The 16,556-nt window shown below is 67.9% G+C and carries 15 protein-coding genes and 1 pseudogene; 15 read left to right on the forward strand and 1 reads right to left on the reverse strand.

All coding sequences use genetic code 11. The features are described 5' to 3' along the window. Nucleotides 1-29 precede the first annotated feature (29 nt). From MICNX66_RS05855 to MICNX66_RS05920, 15 genes and pseudogenes are all read left to right on the forward strand, one after another. Entirely contained in the window at nt 30-1,103 is a 1,074-nt protein-coding gene (locus MICNX66_RS05855; protein WP_187663687.1) for a glycosyltransferase, read from the forward strand. Nucleotides 1,104-1,204: 101 nt separating this feature from the next. Next, nucleotides 1,205-2,863, forward strand: coding sequence for an LGFP repeat-containing protein (locus tag MICNX66_RS05860; RefSeq protein ID WP_187663688.1), 1,659 nt, complete (start codon nt 1,205-1,207; stop codon nt 2,861-2,863). Beyond that, a pseudogene (locus MICNX66_RS17050) lies at nt 2,860-2,931 on the forward strand (hypothetical protein); the annotation flags it as partial. The gene MICNX66_RS05860 and the pseudogene MICNX66_RS17050, both read left to right, overlap by 4 nt. Nucleotides 2,932-3,006: 75 nt before the next feature. Next, nucleotides 3,007-4,278: an LGFP repeat-containing protein gene (locus MICNX66_RS05865; RefSeq protein ID WP_232089210.1), complete on the forward strand. Its 1,272-nt coding sequence runs from the start codon at nt 3,007-3,009 to the stop codon at nt 4,276-4,278. Nucleotides 4,279-4,329: 51 nt separating this feature from the next. Then, the gene (locus tag MICNX66_RS05870) at nt 4,330-5,325 is read left to right on the forward strand and encodes a GDP-mannose 4,6-dehydratase (protein ID WP_187663690.1); all 996 of its coding nucleotides are present in this window, start codon (nt 4,330-4,332) and stop codon (nt 5,323-5,325) included. Further along, complete coding sequence (locus tag MICNX66_RS05875) at nt 5,322-6,479, forward strand: LegC family aminotransferase (RefSeq protein ID WP_187663691.1); 1,158 nt, start codon at nt 5,322-5,324, stop codon at nt 6,477-6,479. Before MICNX66_RS05870 ends, MICNX66_RS05875 begins: the two co-directional genes overlap by 4 nt. Next, the gene (neuC, locus tag MICNX66_RS05880; protein ID WP_187663692.1) at nt 6,476-7,645 is read left to right on the forward strand and encodes a UDP-N-acetylglucosamine 2-epimerase; all 1,170 of its coding nucleotides are present in this window, start codon (nt 6,476-6,478) and stop codon (nt 7,643-7,645) included. Before MICNX66_RS05875 ends, neuC begins: the two co-directional genes overlap by 4 nt. Continuing rightward, nucleotides 7,635-8,732 carry an N-acetylneuraminate synthase gene (gene neuB / locus MICNX66_RS05885; protein ID WP_187663693.1) on the forward strand — a complete coding sequence of 366 codons (1,098 nt, stop codon included), beginning with the start codon at nt 7,635-7,637 and terminating at the stop codon, nt 8,730-8,732. The genes neuC and neuB overlap by 11 nt, the downstream gene beginning before the upstream one ends. Continuing rightward, nucleotides 8,725-9,369 carry an acetyltransferase gene (locus tag MICNX66_RS05890; protein WP_187663694.1) on the forward strand — a complete coding sequence of 215 codons (645 nt, stop codon included), beginning with the start codon at nt 8,725-8,727 and terminating at the stop codon, nt 9,367-9,369. Before neuB ends, MICNX66_RS05890 begins: the two co-directional genes overlap by 8 nt. Continuing rightward, nucleotides 9,366-10,409 (forward strand): nucleotidyltransferase family protein, encoded by a 1,044-nt coding sequence (locus tag MICNX66_RS05895; RefSeq protein WP_187663695.1) that lies wholly within the window; start codon nt 9,366-9,368, stop codon nt 10,407-10,409. Before MICNX66_RS05890 ends, MICNX66_RS05895 begins: the two co-directional genes overlap by 4 nt. Further along, nucleotides 10,406-11,104, forward strand: a complete 699-nt coding sequence (locus MICNX66_RS05900) for an acylneuraminate cytidylyltransferase family protein (protein WP_187663696.1) — start codon at nt 10,406-10,408, stop codon at nt 11,102-11,104. Before MICNX66_RS05895 ends, MICNX66_RS05900 begins: the two co-directional genes overlap by 4 nt. Beyond that, nucleotides 11,101-12,576, forward strand: coding sequence for a hypothetical protein (locus tag MICNX66_RS05905; protein WP_187663697.1), 1,476 nt, complete (start codon nt 11,101-11,103; stop codon nt 12,574-12,576). The genes MICNX66_RS05900 and MICNX66_RS05905 overlap by 4 nt, the downstream gene beginning before the upstream one ends. 52 nt (nt 12,577-12,628) lie before the next feature. Continuing rightward, entirely contained in the window at nt 12,629-13,564 is a 936-nt protein-coding gene (locus MICNX66_RS05910) for an ABC transporter permease (RefSeq protein ID WP_232089212.1), read from the forward strand. Further along, a complete protein-coding gene (locus MICNX66_RS05915; protein WP_187663698.1) occupies nt 13,561-14,295 on the forward strand; it encodes an ABC transporter ATP-binding protein in 735 nt (244 codons plus the stop codon). Before MICNX66_RS05910 ends, MICNX66_RS05915 begins: the two co-directional genes overlap by 4 nt. Beyond that, entirely contained in the window at nt 14,292-16,187 is a 1,896-nt protein-coding gene (locus MICNX66_RS05920) for a DUF6541 family protein (RefSeq protein ID WP_187663699.1), read from the forward strand. The genes MICNX66_RS05915 and MICNX66_RS05920 overlap by 4 nt, the downstream gene beginning before the upstream one ends. 3 nt (nt 16,188-16,190) lie before the next feature. Here the strand turns inward: MICNX66_RS05920 and MICNX66_RS05925 are convergent, their stop codons facing one another. Further along, the gene (locus tag MICNX66_RS05925; RefSeq protein WP_187663700.1) at nt 16,191-16,556 is read right to left on the reverse strand and encodes a DUF2304 domain-containing protein; all 366 of its coding nucleotides are present in this window, start codon (nt 16,554-16,556) and stop codon (nt 16,191-16,193) included.

The raw sequence follows: 16,556 nt of genomic DNA on the forward strand, positions 1-16,556 counted from the left end.
CGTCGGCATCCCGCGGCTAGCCTGATCGCATGGGTGCTCGACTGCGTGTTGTTCTGGATCAGCTCGTGCACGTCGTCGACCCCGATCAGGCGGCGGCATCGCGAGATCTCGCCGCCGGGCTCGTCCAGACGGCGCCGCCGAACTGCACGGTCGATGCGATCGTGCCCTCGGGGGCAGAGGTGCCGCTCCGCGGGATCGGAGAAGTGCGCACGCTCGCGGTCGGACGGCGCGAGCTCGCCGCGTCCTGGCAACTCGGTATCGCCCCTGGCGTCGGCGGCGGCCTCATCCACGCGCCGACGCTGCTCGCCCCACTGATCCGCCACGACCGGGTGCACGACAACGATCAGACCACCGTCACGCTGTGGGACCTGCGGGCCTGGGAGGCGCCGTCTCAGCTGTCGCGCGGCGCCGTCGCCTGGCAACGAGGCATGCTCCGACGTGCCGTGAAACACGCAGATGCCGTGGTCGTTCCGTCCCACTCCATGGCGGAGCGCCTGTCCGGTCTCGCGAAGCTCGGTGACCGCATCCGCGTCATCGCCGGCGCGCCACCTCAGGACCTCCTGCGTCCCGCGGACGTCGCCTCGCGTCGGGACGACCTCGGTGTCCCCGCGGACTACCTCGTCCTCTCCGGGCCGGAGGACGCGCTGGCCGCCGGTTTCCGCGGCGCCGTCGCGGCGAACCTCGACGCCGTGGTGATCGGAGCGGCCGAGGGGGCGGAACCGCGAATCGCCGAGATCGCCGCCGCCGCCGGGCTGCCCGAGCGGCGCGCGCACATCCGGGGGACGCTCGAGGTCTCGGATCGCGCCGCCGTCGTCGCCGGGGCGCGCGTCTTCGTGTCGACCGATGCCGTCTCCGGGTGGCCGTGGCGCGCTGTGGAGGCGATGTCGCTCGGCGTGCCCGTGGTCGCCGTGGAGTCCGGGTGTCATCACGACGTCCTCGCCGACGGGGGAGCGGTGGTCAGCGAGAGTGCTCTGCCGGAGGCCGTGGAGGACGCGGCGACGACAGGGAGGGAGCGCCTGCGCGTGCTCGCCGCCGACCGGTCGCGGGCGTTCTCCTGGGCGAGTGCGGCGGAGCGCGTGTGGAGTCTGCACGCAGACCTCTGAACACCTGAACGCCAGCTTCGCATCCACGCGACACGCCGAGGGCTGATCGCATTTCCGTGGCAACAGTGGCATCATCCCGCAACTTCCGTCACACTGGTCACATGTCTCGACGTGCCCCACGCTCTCGAAACACCACGAAGGTCACCCGCCTTCTCACCTGTTTCCTCGCTGCCTCCGCCCTGGTGATCGGCACGGTGGTCCCCGCCACCGCCGCCTCCGCCGCGACCTCCGTCGCACCGACCGTCGCACGTACCGCCGCCGATCCCGCGCAGACCGGGCTGGCCAAGACCACTCTGGTCGGGTTCACGCCGGGCAACATCATCAGCGACGCCGTGTTCACCAACAAGAGCACGATGACCGAAGCGCAGATCCAGACCTTCTTCAACAGCAAGGTCTCCCGCTGCCTCGGCGGACGGGACGAGAACAACGAGCCGATCGTCTGTCTCAAGGACTTCCGCATGAACACGGTCACCCGTCCGGGGGACCAGTACTGCAGCGGATACTCCGGTGCTGCGAACGAGTCCGCTGCGCGCATCATCTATCGCGTGGCCCAGGCCTGCAACATCAACCCGCAGGTGCTCATCGTCATGCTCCAGAAGGAGCAGGGGCTCGTGACCCACACCTGGCCGAGCGCCTGGCGGTACCGGATCGCGCTCGGGCAGGGCTGCCCGGACACCGCGCCGTGCGACCCGAACTACATCGGCTTCTTCCACCAGATCTACGGCGCCGCGCGCCAGATGCAGATCTACATGGAGGGCAAGTGGTTCCAGTGGTACGCGCCGGGGCGCACCTGGAACATCCTCTACAACCCGAACAGCTCCTGCGGATCCTCGCCGGTCTACGTCGCGAACAAGGCGACGTCCGCGCTGTACTACTACACGCCGTACCAGCCGAACGCCGCAGCGCTGCGGGCCGGCTACGGAAAGGGTGACGGGTGCTCCGCGTACGGTAACCGGAACTTCTACAACTACTTCACGGACTGGTTCGGCTCGACCCAGAAGCCGGTGGTGGACCCGCTCGGCGACATCCGTCGCCTGCACACCTCGCTCGGCGGGGCGACCGGCGTTCTCGGCGCCGCGAAGACGACTCCGGCCTGTACGGCAACGACCGCGCGGTGCACCGTGACGTACGTCAACGGCATCATCACCTGGACGAAGGCGCTCGGCGCGCGACAGGTCTACGGTGAGGTGTATAAGGAGTACACGGCTCAGGGCGGTCTCGGGGGAAAGCTCGGATACCCGAAGACCACGCCCACGGCCGTCACGGACCCGAACGGCAACGGGACCGCGCAGCAGTTCGACGCCGGGTGGGTTCATTCGTCGGTGGCGGGGACGTTCGCGTCGTCGAACACGATCATGACCGCGTACAGCAAGGCGGGATGGTTGCGTGGAAAGCTCGGGTGGCCGGCGGGTGTGGAGACGTGCTCGGCGACGTCGTGTGTGCAGGCGTTCCAGGGCGGCTCGATCGGTTATCAGAAGGGGAAGGCGGCGGTTCCGCTGGTGGGCGTCGAGGCGGACGCGATCGATGTGGTGTTCGCGGCGCAGGGCGGCAGCTCGGGGGCGCTGGGTGCGCCGGTCGGGCAGTTGACGGTGGTGTCGGATCCGCAGGGCAATGGTCTCGTCCGTCAGTTCGCGAACGGGTGGATTCACGCGTCGGCGGCCGGGGCGTTCGTGACGTCGAACGCGTCGATGAAGGAGTACAGCGCGTCGGGGTGGCTGCGGGGAAGCTGGGATGGCCCACGAGTGCGGAGTCCAAGGTGACGGATCCGAACGGCGACGGGGTCGCGCAGAGCTTCCGGGGTGGGTGGATCCACTCTTCTGCAAAGGGTGCGTTCGCGACCTCGACGCGGATGATGTCGGGATACAGCAAGGCCGGTTGGGTGAGGGGTTCACTCGGATGGCCGGTGAGCGCTGAGGTGTGCACGGGCGCTTCGTGTACCCAGGCGTTCGCCGGGGGTGTCCTCTCGTTCACGGGCACCGCTGAGCCGACGAGTGCGGTGGGTGTCTCGGCCGCGGCCATCGCGAAGGTTCGCGCTGATCCAACCAGCAGTGCGGTCGCGCTCGGCGGAGCTGTCGATCCCGTACCTTCGCTCGTGGCGGACCCGAACGGTGGCGGTATGGCGCAGAAGTTCTCCGGTGGGTGGGTCCATTCGTCGGTGGCGGGGACGTTCGCGTCGTCGAACACGATCATGACCGCGTACAGCAAGGCGGGATGGTTGCGTGGAAAGCTCGGGTGGCCGGCGGGTGTGGAGACGTGCTCGGCGACGTCGTGTGTGCAGGCGTTCCAGGGCGGCTCGATCGGTTATCAGAAGGGGAAGGCGGCGGTTCCGCTGGTGGGCGTCGAGGCGGACGCGATCGATGTGGTGTTCGCGGCGCAGGGCGGCAGCTCGGGGGCGCTGGGTGCGCCGGTCGGGCAGTTGACGGTGGTGTCGGATCCGCAGGGCAATGGTCTCGTCCGTCAGTTCGCGAACGGGTGGATTCACGCGTCGGCGGCCGGGGCGTTCGTGACGTCGAACGCGTCGATGAAGGAGTACAGCGCGTCGGGGTGGCTGCGGGGGAAGCTGGGATGGCCCACGAGTGCGGAGTCCAAGGTGACGGATCCGAACGGCGACGGGGTCGCGCAGAGCTTCCGGGGTGGGTGGATCCACTCTTCTGCAAAGGGTGCGTTCGCGACCTCGACGCGGATGATGTCGGGATACAGCAAGGCCGGTTGGGTGAGGGGTTCACTCGGATGGCCGGTGAGCGCTGAGGTGTGCACGGGCGCTTCGTGTACCCAGGCGTTCGCCGGGGGTGTCCTCTCGTTCACGGGCACCGCTGAGCCGACGAGTGCGGTGGGTGTCTCGGCCGCGGCCATCGCGAAGGTTCGCGCTGATCCAACCAGCAGTGCGGTCGCGCTCGGCGGAGCTGTCGATCCCGTACCTTCGCTCGTGGCGGACCCGAACGGTGGCGGTATGGCGCAGAAGTTCTCCGGTGGGTGGGTCCATTCGTCGGTGGCGGGGACGTTCGCGTCGTCGAACACGATCATGACCGCGTACAGCAAGGCGGGATGGTTGCGTGGAAAGCTCGGGTGGCCGGCGGGTGTGGAGACGTGCTCGGCGACGTCGTGTGTGCAGGCGTTCCAGGGCGGCTCGATCAGCTATGTGAAAGGCAAGGCGGCGACGGTCGCCTATCGCTGAGGCGCGGCCGTCGCCTCGGGCAGTTCGCGGGGATCGGATAGACTCGAACGCATGAAGGTACTGCTCACAGGAGCTGACGGATTCATCGGATCGCACCTCGCGGAGCAGCTCGTCAGAGATGGTCACGACGTCCGAGCCCTGGTGCTGTACAACTCGTTCGACTCGCGCGGTTGGCTCGATGGCATCGCGGACGAGGTCGCCCAAGAGATCGAGTTCCTGCCTGGTGACGTCCGTGATCCTGCGCTGATGATGTCGGCGGTGAGTGACCGTGATGCGGTCCTGCACCTCGCCGCACTCATCGCCATCCCCTACTCGTACGCGGCTCCTGACCTGTATGTGCAGACGAACATCCAGGGCACGCTCAACCTGCTCAATGCAGCGCGTGCCGCCGACGTGAGCCGCTTCATCCACACGTCGACCAGCGAGGTCTACGGCACCGCCCGGTACGTGCCGATGGATGAGGGGCACCCGCTGCAGGGGCAGTCGCCGTACTCCGCATCCAAAATCGCGGCGGACCAGATGGTGAACGCGTACCACTCGTCGTTCGGGCTCCCCGCGGTGACGATCCGCCCGTTCAACACCTTCGGGCCGCGGCAGTCCGCCCGCGCCGTGATCCCCACGATCATCAGCCAGCTCGCCGCCGGCAAGCGGGAGGTCCAGCTCGGGGCACTCACTCCGACCCGCGACTTCACCTATGTCCCGGACACGGTCGCCGGATTCACGACGGCGCTGACCAGCACCGCCGGCGTCGGAGAGGTGATCAACCTCGGTGTCGGCTTCGAGGTATCCATCGGGCAGACGTTCGATCTCATCGCCGAGGTGATGGGCGTCGATGCTGTGGCCACCGAGGATCCCGCGCGGCTGCGCCCGGCGAACTCGGAGGTGGAGCGGCTTTTCTCCGACAACGCGAAGGCGCGCGAGATCCTGGGGTGGGCGCCCCGGTACGACGGTGTGGACGGCTTCCGCGAGGGCCTGCGCGCCACCGCCGAGTGGTTCACCGACCCGGGCAACCTGGCGCGCTACCGCACCGACGCGTACGTCGTATGATCACCCCCGCAGATTTCGTCCGCACGATCCGCCGCGTGGTGGGCGATGAGCCTTTCGTCGGCCTGCACGTCCCCGACATCACCGAGGTCGAGAAGGTACGGGTGCAGGAATGCCTCGACTCGACCTTCGTCTCGAGTGTCGGCGCTTTCGTGACCGAGTTCGAGCGGGGCATCGCCGAGTTCACCGGTGCCCGTCACGCGATCGCGGTGTCCAACGGAACGTCGGCCTTGCAGGTCGCGCTCGAACTGGTCGGAGTCGGCGCGGGCGACGACGTGATCGTCCCGACCCTGTCCTTCGTGGCCACCGCGAACGCGGTCTCGCATGCGGGCGCCCAGCCGTACTTCGTCGACAGCGATGAGATGTCCGCTGGGTTGTCTGTCGATGCCGTCTCGGACGTGCTCCGCTCCGCGCGATCCACGTCCGAGGGCCTGGTGAACGCCGTCACCGGACGACGCATCGCCGCCATCGTGCCGATGCACACGCTCGGCCACCCGATGCGCATCGTCGAGCTCGTCGCGCTCGCGACCGAGTACGGCGTTCCCGTGGTCGAGGATGCCGCCGAGTCGCTCGGCAGCCGGGTCGACGGCGTCCACACAGGCAGGTTCGGCCGGATGGGCATTCTCAGTTTCAACGGGAACAAGATCCTCACGACCGGTGGCGGCGGGATGATCCTCACCGACGACGACGAGCTCGCCCACAGGGCGCGCCACCTCACCACGACGGCGAAGCTGCCGCACCGCTGGGAGTTCGAGCACGACGAGGTCGCGTACAACTACCGGATGCCCAACCTCAACGCCGCCCTCGGCGTCGCGCAGCTCGAACGCCTGCCTCGCTTCCTCGCCGACAAACGCCGGCTGGCGGCTCGCTACCGCTCCGCCTTCGCCGACGTCGATGGCATCGAGTTCCTCGACGAGCCGGAGGGGACCGTGAGCAACTACTGGCTGTGCGCGGTTCGCGTGGACGGCGACATCGCGCGCCGCGATGAGTTCCTCGAGGCGACCAACGACGCCGGCCTGCAGTGCCGGCCGTTCTGGAATCTGCTGCACGCCCAGGCGCCCTATCGTCAGCTGCCCCACGCCCGGGTGCCCGTGGCTGAAGCCCTGCACGCGTCCGTCGTGTGCATTCCGAGTTCGCCGGCGCTGGCAGCGGCATGAGGACGATCGCCGTCGTCACCGGCACCCGTGCGGACTACGGGCTGCTGCGCGGATTGCTCCGGGCGATCGATGACGACCCGCAGCTCGACCTGCGGATCATCGTCACGGGCACTCATCTCACGGATTCCTTCGGGAGGACGGTGTCCGAGATCGAGCGGGACGGGTTCACCGTCGCCGCGGCGGTTCCGATCTGGTCGGGCGACGATAGCGCTCTCGCCGCCGCCGCGGACGTCGGCCGCGCCCTGCCCGAGTATGCGCGGGCGCTGGCGGATATCGGCCCCGACGTGGTCGTGGTGCTGGGGGATCGTCTGGAGGCCTACGCCGTCGCGACGGCCGCGACGATCCTCTCGGTTCCGGTCGCGCACATCCATGGCGGGGAGCTCACCGAGGGGGCGATGGACGACGCACTCCGCCACTCGATCACCAAGATGTCGTACCTGCACTTCACCTCGACACCTGAGCACCGCACGCGGGTCATCCAGCTGGGGGAGGACCCGCGACGGGTCTTCTTCTTCGGCGCGCCGATCGTCGACATCCTGGAGACCTTCGAGCCGATGCCGCGCCGTGACGTCGAGGAACGGTTCGGCATCCGGCTGCCCGAGCCGACGGCGCTCGTCACCTTCCATCCGGCGATCATGGACGTGGCACCGGCCGAGCACCTCGTCGAGGAGCTCCTCGACGGATTGCTCGCGGTGGACGAGCTCCACATCGTCATCACGGGGTCAAACTCGGACATCGGCACGGATGCGGTCCGGGAACGGATCGCGCGCTTCGTGTCCGAACACCCCGAGCGCGTCGACTATGTCGAATCGTTCGGACAGCGCGGCTATCTCAGCGCCATGAGGGCGGCTGCCGTCGTCGCGGGGAACTCGTCCAGCACCGTCTTGGAGGCGCCGGTCCTCGGGACCCCCTCTGTGCTGATCGGCGATCGCCAGAAGGGCCGACCGATCGCCGCGAGCGTGGAGGTGCCAGAGCCCACCGCCGCGGCGATCGCCGCCGCCATCCGCCGGCAGCTCGCCGCCCCGCCTCTCGCCGATCCGGAGAGTCCGTTCGGTCGGCCGGGCTTCGCCGCCCGCACGGCGGCGACGTTGCGAGACGCGGAGATCCCCCGCCCGCCGAAGAAGTCCTTCCACGATCTCGAACAGGGAGATGACCATGGCCGCTGATGTGTTCGTGATCGCAGAGGCGGGGGTGAACCACAACGGTTCGCTCGACGTCGCCAAGGAGCTCGTGGACCTCGCCGCCGACGCGGGGGCGGACGCGGTGAAGTTCCAGACCTTCTCCGCCGATGCGCTCGCGCTCGAGACGGCAGAGCTCGCGGACTATCAGCGGGTGTCCGACCAAGACGCGCGCAGCCAGCATGACCTCCTCCGCGGGCTGGAGCTGAGCCGTGAGGAGTTCCGAGCCCTGCGGACGCACTGTGACGAGCGCGGAATCCGGTTCCTGTCCACGGCCTTCGATCTCGACGGTCTCGACTTCCTCATCGACGAGCTCGGCATCCCTCTCGTGAAGATCGCGTCGGGTGATCTCACCTTCGCCCCGCTCCTGGTCAAAGCGGGCCGAAGCGGGCTGCCGGTGATCCTATCCACGGGGATGGCCGATCTGGAGGAGATCGCCAGGGCGCTGCGCTTCCTCGCCGCGGGACTGGGGCAGCGTCACGGTGTGCTTGAGCCCTCGGAGCGCCTCACCGAGAGCGCGCTCGCCAGGGCGTGGGAGGCACGGAACGAGCGCATCCGGTTCGACGAGCACGTGACGATCCTGCACTGCACGACTGAGTACCCGGCAGCGGACGAGCACCTGAACCTGAGAGCGATGCCGACGATCGCGAGCACGTTCGGGCACAGGGTCGGCTACTCCGATCATTCGCTCGGCTCGCTGGCCTCCGTGCTCGCCGTCGGGCTCGGCGCGACCGTCCTCGAGAAGCACTTCACATTCGACGTCGCCGCGGAGGGACCTGATCACGCGGCCTCGCTGGATCCCGACGGCCTGCGCGACTACGTCGCGGCGGTCCGCCGCGTGCCGGCGATGCTCGGATCGCCGGAGAAGCGGGCGCAGAGCGTCGAGGAGGGGAACCGCGCGGTCGTGCGGCGCAGTCTGGTGGCCGCGCGGGACATCCCCTCCGGCGCCGTGATCAGGGAGCAGGACCTCGCGTGCTTCCGCCCCGCGACGGGTCGCACCTCCTTCGACTTCTGGGAAGTCGTCGGCGGCTTGGCGTCCCGGGCATACCGACGCGGTGAGCTCATCGATGAGTGAGCTGGTCCTGCTGGGCGGCGGGGGACACGCGAAGTCCGTGCTGGCGGCCGCACGCGCTCTGGGGCTCGGAGTGCGCGGGTATCTCGCGCCGGAGGCCGGAGATCTGGGCGAGGACTGTCCGTACCTCGGCGACGACGACCTGCTCTCGTCGCTCCGCGCGGATGACGTGCTCTTCGTCAACGGGCTGGGCTCGACAGCGTCGACGCGGGCCCGGCGCGCTCTGTATGAGCGGGCCGTCGCATACGGTTTGCGGGCGGCGCAGATCGTCCATCCTCGAGGTTTCGTCGACCCGGGGGCCCGCCTGGCGGCGGGGGTTCAGGTGCTCGCCGCGGCGCTCGTGAACAGCGGGGCCGTCATCGGGGAGAACGTGCTGATCAATTCCGGGGCGATCATCGAGCACGACGTCCTGGTGGACGCCCACGCGCACGTCTCTCCCGGTGCGGTGATCGCCGGCGGTGTCCGGATCGGCGAGGGCGCCCACGTCGGTCTCGGTGCCCGTGTCAGCCAGGGACTCACGCTGGGACCCGGGAGCGTCATCGGTGCCGGCGCCGTCGTGATCAGGGACGTCCCGGCGGGGGCTGTGGTCGCGGGCGTGCCGGCCAGGGTCATCGAATCCGAGAGAAGGGAACCGGCATGAGCTCGAACGCCGACCTGTCCGTGCACCCGGAGACGAGCATCCGCGACGCGCTCTCCCAACTCGACCGGAGCCGACGCCAGGTCGTCTTCGTCGAAGATGACGGAGGGCGACTGGTCGGAGCGGTGAGCGACGGCGACATCCGTCGTGGCCTCCTCGCCGGAGCATCGCTCGAGGACCGTGTCGATCGGGTGATGAACGCGAGCCCGGGCACGGTACCTCCGACGGCGACTCAGGACGCCGTCGACGAGCTGAAGGCGAGACGCGGCATCCGCGTCGTCGCGGTGGTCGACGACGGGCGCATCGTCGACGTCGTCGGCGAGGGCGAGCGCATCGCCACGCCGCTTCCGACGTCCGTGGTACTCATGGCCGGCGGCCGGGGGCAGCGGCTCTACCCGATCACGAAGGACATTCCGAAGCCTCTCGTCCCCCTGGGCGACAGTCCGATGATCGACATCATCCTCGGCAGGCTCCGCAGTCAGGGGTTCCGCCGCGTGCACGTGTCCGTCAACCACCTCGGGCATCTCATCGAGGAGCATCTCGGCGACGGCAGCGCGCACGGGTTGGACGTCACGTACCTGCACGAGCCGATGCCGCTCGGCACAGCCGGCGCGATCGCCCAGCTGCGCGGCGAGATCACCTCGCCCTTCGTGGTGATGAACTCGGACCTGCTCACCGACGTCGATCTCCGGCGCATGCTCGGCTTCCATCGCGATGCGCGGGCGACCGCCACGATCGGAGCGCGCGAGTACGGCTTCGAGATCCCGTACGGCGTCATCCGCCGTGACGGCCACCGTGTCACCGGGCTCGCCGAGAAGCCGTATCACAGCGAGCTCGTCAGCGCCGGGATCTATGTTCTCGATCCGGACGCCCTGCAACTGCTCGAACAGGACGAGTACTGCGACATGCCGACGCTGTTGTCGCGCCTCATGGACGCCGATCGTTCGGTCGCCGCCTATGAGATCCGCGAAGAGTGGATCGATGTGGGCAGACCGGAAGATCTCGAACGCGCCAGGGTGGCGTGGGAACGGAGAACCAGATGAGGATCTGCACGATCACTGTGCGCGCCGGTTCGAAGGGAGTCCCGGGGAAGAACCTCCGCATGGTCGCGGGGCGGCCGATGTTCGCTCATTCGGTGGCGCAAGCTGCGGCGACAGGACTCTTCGACGAGGTCGTCGTCTCCAGCGACTCGGAGGAGATCCTTGCTCTCGCCCCGCAGTACGGCGCGACGGGCGTCGTGCGCCGACCCCCGGAGATGGCTACCGACACGGCGGGCAAGGTCCCCGCCATCGCCCACGCCGTGCGCACCACGGAGCAGCGCACCGGTAGGACCTACGACGTGTGCGTGGACCTCGACGCGACCAGTCCGCTCCGCACCTTGGACGACATCCGCACGGCCGTGCGGATGTTCGAGGAATCGGAGGCCGCGTCACTGATCACGGGTGCGGAAGCGCGGCGCAATCCGTACTTCAACCTCGTCGAGGAGCAGCCGGACGGCACCGTCGCCGTGAGCAAGCAGCCCGACGACGCGGTGCTCCGGCGGCAGGACGCGCCGCGGTGCTTCGACATGAACGGCTCCATCTACGTGTGGAAGCGGCAGGCGCTGGTGGAGGACCAGGTCGTCTTCCTGCCGTCGACCATCCTGTACGAGATGCCCGCTGAACGTTCCGTCGACGTGGACAGCGAGTTCGACTTCCGCATCGTCGAGTGGCTGATGGAGCAACGGGAGGATCTGTGACCGCCGATTCGCGCAGCCTCGACGCGCGGACGTCCGATGCGGTACGCCGGTTGCTCGACCTCGAGGACGATGCCCCCGACGTAGTGCGGGAGACGCTGCCCGGAGCATCGGTGCCCTTCTGGGCCCAGGTCCGCATGCGGGTGGCCTGGGCGCTCTCCGCACAGCAGACCGGCAGTGTCGATGTGACACCCGGTACGTGGAACCGATGGAAGCAGGCCCGGCGCATCGCGAGGGCCCAGCTTCCGGACCGCTGGGATGCGCCGCGGCGCGCTCGACGCCACGATGTCTGCTTCTACGTCGGAGGCGGCACGCTGGCCGCCTCGGACGGCACAGCGCTGAACTGGCTCGTCGACGATTTCGCCGGGGCGGCCGGGGATGCGGTGGTGGTGCAGCAGCAACCTCTGCCGTCCCCTCTGGGACGGCCGTCGTTCCGTCCGACGCTGACCATGGATGCCGCGAACGCGCGGGTGACCATGCGGGTGCGCGGCGCGCATCCGTCCGATGCGGTAGGGCGGTCGATAGAGTCGCTGCTCGCCGATTTCGCCCGACGGCTGGGGCAAGAGCCCGGTGCGTTCGCGAAGATCGCGCAACGCGCGGTCCGGGATGAGAACTATCGCCGACCGCAGCTCGACGAACTTCGCCGCCTGATCGACAGGGTCCGTCCGCGCGTCGTCCTCTTCGACAACGGCTCGTACACGTATCACGGCGAATCGGTGGGATTGTTCAAAGACGCGGGCGCGTACGTCGCCGAGCCGCAACACGGCTGGATCGGCCCGTCCCACGCCGCATACAACTACGGGCGGTTGTTCCGGGAGCCTGCGCTCCGCCGAGCGCTGCCGGACGAGGTGCTGACGTTCGGCGATTTCTGGTCCGACTCGATCCGTCATCCCGGGCGGGTGACGGCGATCGGAAAGCCGCATCTCGAGCGGCAGGCCGCATCCGCGCCGGCGTCCCGACGCCCGCAGGTCCTCGTGGTCTCCTCTCGCACTGACCCTGAGCGGACCGATGCGCTCGTCATCGAGCTGCGGGGGCTGCTCGATGACAGCTGGTCGGTCGTCTTCCGTCCGCATCCGGGCGAGCGCTACGAGACCGGGGGGAGGTACCCGCGGCTCTCTGCGCACCCGGGAGTGACGGTTGACGAGCAACCGGACGTCTACGAATCGTTGAAGCAGACGACGGTGGTGGTCGGTGAGGCGAGCACGGTGCTGTTCGAGGCCCGGGCCTTCGGGTGCGAGGTGATCCCGCGGGACAGTGCGTTCGCGGCCGCAGTAATCGGCGATGCGTTCGGGGATCGGGTGCAGGACGCGCGACAGATCGCAGATCGCATCCGCAGCAGTGCGGGGCATCGGACGGCGGCGAGGGTCGACGACAGCATCTGGGCAACGCACGCAGTCCAGAACTTCCGAGACTGGCTGGCCGCAAGCCTCGACTCGGAGGACAGTCCGCGTGCAGGAAGCTCCGAACCCGCCTGATCTAGAATGATGGAGTCGCGGCACAGGCCGCCGTGCGTCGAATGAGTGGACTGTGACTGAAACCCGAGATCTCTTCGCTGCCATCCCACGCACCGAGTTCGACACCCCCGGCACGAGCCACGGGCTGATCGATGTGGTGCGCTGGCGGTATCTGCTGAGCCTCCTCGTCCGTACCGGCGTGACGACCCGGTACCGCAACTCCGTGCTGGGCTGGGTGTGGTCGTATGTCCGCCCAGCGGCGCAGTTCCTGGTCTTCTGGGTCGTCCTCGGGATATTCATGAACCTGGACCGTGTCCCGAACTACGCCGTGTACCTCTTCTCCGGCATCGTCGTCATCAACCTCTTCTCCGAGGGGTTCAAGAACGCGACGGGGTCGATCGTCGGGAATGCGGCGCTGGTGCGGAAGGTGTTCCTGCCGAGGCAGCTCTTCGCGGTCTCGGCGGTGCTGGTGTCTTTCGTGCACTTTCTCCCTCAGGTCGGGCTCCTCCTGCTGGTGTGCGCGCTCATGGGCGGATTCGCGCACATGACGGTGCTCGGCGTGCTCGCGGCGATCGCCGGAATGCTCATCGTGATGGTCTTCGCGCTCGGCACCGGTCTCTTCTTCGGAGCAGTGAACGTGAGGTTCCGTGACGCGGAGAACATCGTCGAACTGCTTCTCCTGCTGGCGACGTGGGCGTCGCCAGTGCTCTATGCCTGGACCATGGTGTACGAGGCGGTGGTCGACAAGCTGGGCTGGCCGTCCTGGCTCGTCGAGGCCTACATGCTCAATCCGATCACCCAGGGCGTGGAACTCTTCCACTACGCGTTCTGGCGCCCCGCGAGTCAAGACCTCGTCCAGTCCGCCGGGTACGCCGGTGAGGCGCTGACCCCGATCCCGCCCGACCTCGGCATGAATACGCTGTGGACCGCGCTCATCGCCGTCGGCGCGCTGCTGCTCGGGCAGCTCGTGTTCCGACGCCTGGAAGGAAAGTTCGCACAGGACCTATGAGTGATACCGCGCTCCGTCCGAGCATCATCGTCGAGGGTGTTCGCAAGACGTTCACGCTGAACCATGCGTTCTCGCTGAAGGACACCGTGGTGTCCTGGATCCGGCGCCGGAAGCTGACGTCGACGTTCGAGGCTCTCCAGGGTGTCGACCTCGTTATCCAGGAAGGTGAGTCGGTCGCCATCCTCGGGATGAACGGCTCGGGGAAGTCGACACTGCTCAAGATGATTTCCGGCGTCATGGACCCGGACGCCGGTGAGGTGCTCACCCGAGGACGCGTGGCGGGGCTCATCGAGGTCGGGGCGGGCTTCCATCCCGAGCTCTCCGGCCGAGAGAACGTGTTCTTGAACGCTGCGATCCTCGGGATGAAGAAGCACCAGATAGAGGAGCGCTACGACGAGATCGTGGCGTTCAGCGAGATCGAGGAGTTCATCGATCAGGAGGTCAAGCATTATTCGTCAGGGATGTTCCTCCGCCTGGCGTTCGCCGTGGCGATCCACGTGGAATTGGACGTGCTCCTGATGGATGAGATCCTCTCGGTCGGCGATGTGCCGTTCCGGGAGAAGTGCCGACAGAAGTTCGAAGAGCTTGTGGCTGCAGGCAAGACCCTCGTCGTGGTGAGTCACGACATGGAGATGGTCCGCCAGCTGTGCACGCGGGGCGTGGTCATCAGCAAGGGCAGGGTCGTCTACGACGGCGAGCTCGAGGGCGCCATCGCGCTGGTGGACGCGTGAGCGCCGACTGGCTCGGGCAGATCCCGGCCTTTCTCGTCGCATGCGCGCTGCTGACCCTCCCCGGTCTTCCCTCCGCGTTGCTGCTTCGTCTCCGAGGTGTGACGGCTCTCGGAGGCGCGATCGTCCTGTCGTTGGCGAGCGTCGGTGCGGCCACGCTGTTGGCACCCGTCCTCGGTCTGCGCTGGTCGCTTTTGCCCGTGCTCATCGCGGCGGCAGCAATCACGGTGGTGGCCGCTGCGCTCTGGTTCGTCCGGCGATCGGCCGTCCAGCCGTTGGGTGGGGGTGCCGGCCGGAGTGTATGGCTGGGGGTCGGCGTCGGCGCACTCGGCTGGATACTGATCTTGATCGTGGGCATGTCGGGTGCGGGACATCCGAGTCAGCTCTTCGACGGCCTGTTCCATCTCAACGCCGTCGAGTTCGTCATGGAGAACGGCGATGCATCGCCGTTCCACATGACCATGGTGATGCCGGGCGTCGCGAGCACGTTCTACCCGACCCTGTGGCATGCGCTGGTCTCTCTGGTCGTACCCTTCAGCTCTGGAATCGTCCCCGCGACGAACGTCATGACGATCGCGGCGATCGCCGTCGTGTGGCCGGTCGCCCTCGCCACCCTGACGAACGTTCTCTTCGCGCGCTATCGCGCCGCGGCGGCGTGGGCTCCGCTGGTCGCATTCGGCTTCAGCGTCTTCCCCCTCGGTTTCCTGAACTGGGGAGTGCTGTATCCCAACCTGATCGGGACGCTTCAGATCCCGCTGTTGCTCGCGTTCGTCGTCCTGGCCTGCCGTCCCGGCCTGACGTGGGGCCAGCGCACCGGTCTCGTCCTGACCGCCATCGCCGCGATGGGCGCGACCGCCCTCGGCCACCCTTCCGCGCTGCTCGGGGCGATCGCTCTGCTGGTGCCGTTCGCCGTATGGGGCGCTTGGAGGGTGGCGAAGGCGGGGAGCACCCGTACGAGGGTGCTCGTCGTGATCGCGGTCGCCGTCGCAACGGTGGCACTGGTTGCCGTGTGGAGACTCGCCAACGTGACGACTCACGAATGGCTCCCGGGCTCGACCCTCGGCGCGGCCCTCGGCGAGGTCGCCTTCCTCAGCCCCGTCGGTCGGGCGACCGGTCTGCTCGTGGGACCGCTGGCATTCGTCGGGATCTGGACCGTCGCGAAGAGCCGTCGATGGTGGATCCTGGGGAGTTATGGGGTCGCGATCATCCTGTTCCTCGTGTCGACCTCGCTCTCGATTCTCGGGCTCCGAAGCGCGTTGGTGGGAATCTGGTACGACGACACGACTCGTGTGGCAGCGCTTCTCGGAGTGCTGGGCGTGCCGCTGGCAGCACTCGGGGCAGCCGTGGTCTGGAGCTGGATCCGGACACAGTGGAAGCAGAGGCGCAGCGTGCGCGCTGTTGCGGTGGTCGTCCTCGGTGTGCTGCTCGCCGCCACACACCTGAGCGCGCTGGTCAACGATCTGCGGTACATGCGCAATGTGAGTTTCCGCTTCGACGCTCATTCGCAGGGGCTCTCCGCGGACGAGGCCGAGCTCTTCGCCGAAGCATCCTCTCTGCTCGGACCGGACGCTCTCGTGCTCGGTGATCCGCTCACCGGCGCGGCACTGCTCTATGCGTACACAGGCCACGACGTCGTGTTCCCGCACGTCACCGGGCGATACGACGCCGACGCGTTGCTGCTGGCTCGATCGTTGAACACCGCCTCGACCGAGGTCTGTTCATCGATCGACCGCCTGGGGGTCACGCACGTGCTCGATTTCGGGGACAGGCAGCTCTATGAGAACCACTACGTCACGTACAACGGTCTGCACGACCTCGCCGGGTCCCCGATCCTGACCGAGGTCGCCAGCGTCGGCGACAGTGCTGCGCTCTATCAGGTCACCGGCTGCCCGTAGACCTCAGGGGCGATCGCCCTCGACCGGGTGCTCTCGTGACTCGTGTTCCTCGGCCTCCAGCAGAGCGATCTTGCGCGAGAGTCGTGTCAGCTGACGCTGCTGTTGGGCGTTTCGCCGATACTGCGTGTATACGAATGCGAGGAACATCACGATGAGTCCGTACAGCACGAGATCGGTGCCGCGTCCGACGCCGACGAGCTGAGCGAGCCACGAGAGCCACTGGGGGAAGAGTACCGAGAGCACCGCGACGACAACGAACAGGCCCATCAGGATGCGGCGGATGGCCAGATGGCTGTCGGCGCCGGTGCGCCGCATCATGAAGGCGGCGAGCACGACGATCGCCGCGATGAGAAGGAACTGGATCCACAT

The organism is Microbacterium sp. Nx66 (assembly GCF_904066215.1).
In the GTDB taxonomy this organism is placed as follows: Bacteria; Actinomycetota; Actinomycetes; order Actinomycetales; family Microbacteriaceae; genus Microbacterium; species Microbacterium meiriae.

Bases quoted from the DNA above. Each gene is read 5' to 3' on its own strand.
- MICNX66_RS05855 (WP_187663687.1), top strand. From the start codon at position 30: ATGGGTGCTCGACTGCGTGTTGTTCTGGATCAGCTCGTGCACGTCGTC.
- MICNX66_RS05860 (WP_187663688.1), top strand. From the start codon at position 1,205: ATGTCTCGACGTGCCCCACGCTCTCGAAACACCACGAAGGTCACCCGC.
- MICNX66_RS05870 (WP_187663690.1), top strand. From the start codon at position 4,330: ATGAAGGTACTGCTCACAGGAGCTGACGGATTCATCGGATCGCACCTC.
- MICNX66_RS05875 (WP_187663691.1), top strand. From the start codon at position 5,322: ATGATCACCCCCGCAGATTTCGTCCGCACGATCCGCCGCGTGGTGGGC.
- neuC (WP_187663692.1), top strand. From the start codon at position 6,476: ATGAGGACGATCGCCGTCGTCACCGGCACCCGTGCGGACTACGGGCTG.
- neuB (WP_187663693.1), top strand. From the start codon at position 7,635: ATGGCCGCTGATGTGTTCGTGATCGCAGAGGCGGGGGTGAACCACAAC.
- MICNX66_RS05890 (WP_187663694.1), top strand. From the start codon at position 8,725: ATGAGTGAGCTGGTCCTGCTGGGCGGCGGGGGACACGCGAAGTCCGTG.
- MICNX66_RS05895 (WP_187663695.1), top strand. From the start codon at position 9,366: ATGAGCTCGAACGCCGACCTGTCCGTGCACCCGGAGACGAGCATCCGC.
- MICNX66_RS05900 (WP_187663696.1), top strand. From the start codon at position 10,406: ATGAGGATCTGCACGATCACTGTGCGCGCCGGTTCGAAGGGAGTCCCG.
- MICNX66_RS05915 (WP_187663698.1), top strand. From the start codon at position 13,561: ATGAGTGATACCGCGCTCCGTCCGAGCATCATCGTCGAGGGTGTTCGC.
- MICNX66_RS05925 (WP_187663700.1), bottom strand. From the start codon at position 16,556: ATGTGGATCCAGTTCCTTCTCATCGCGGCGATCGTCGTGCTCGCCGCC.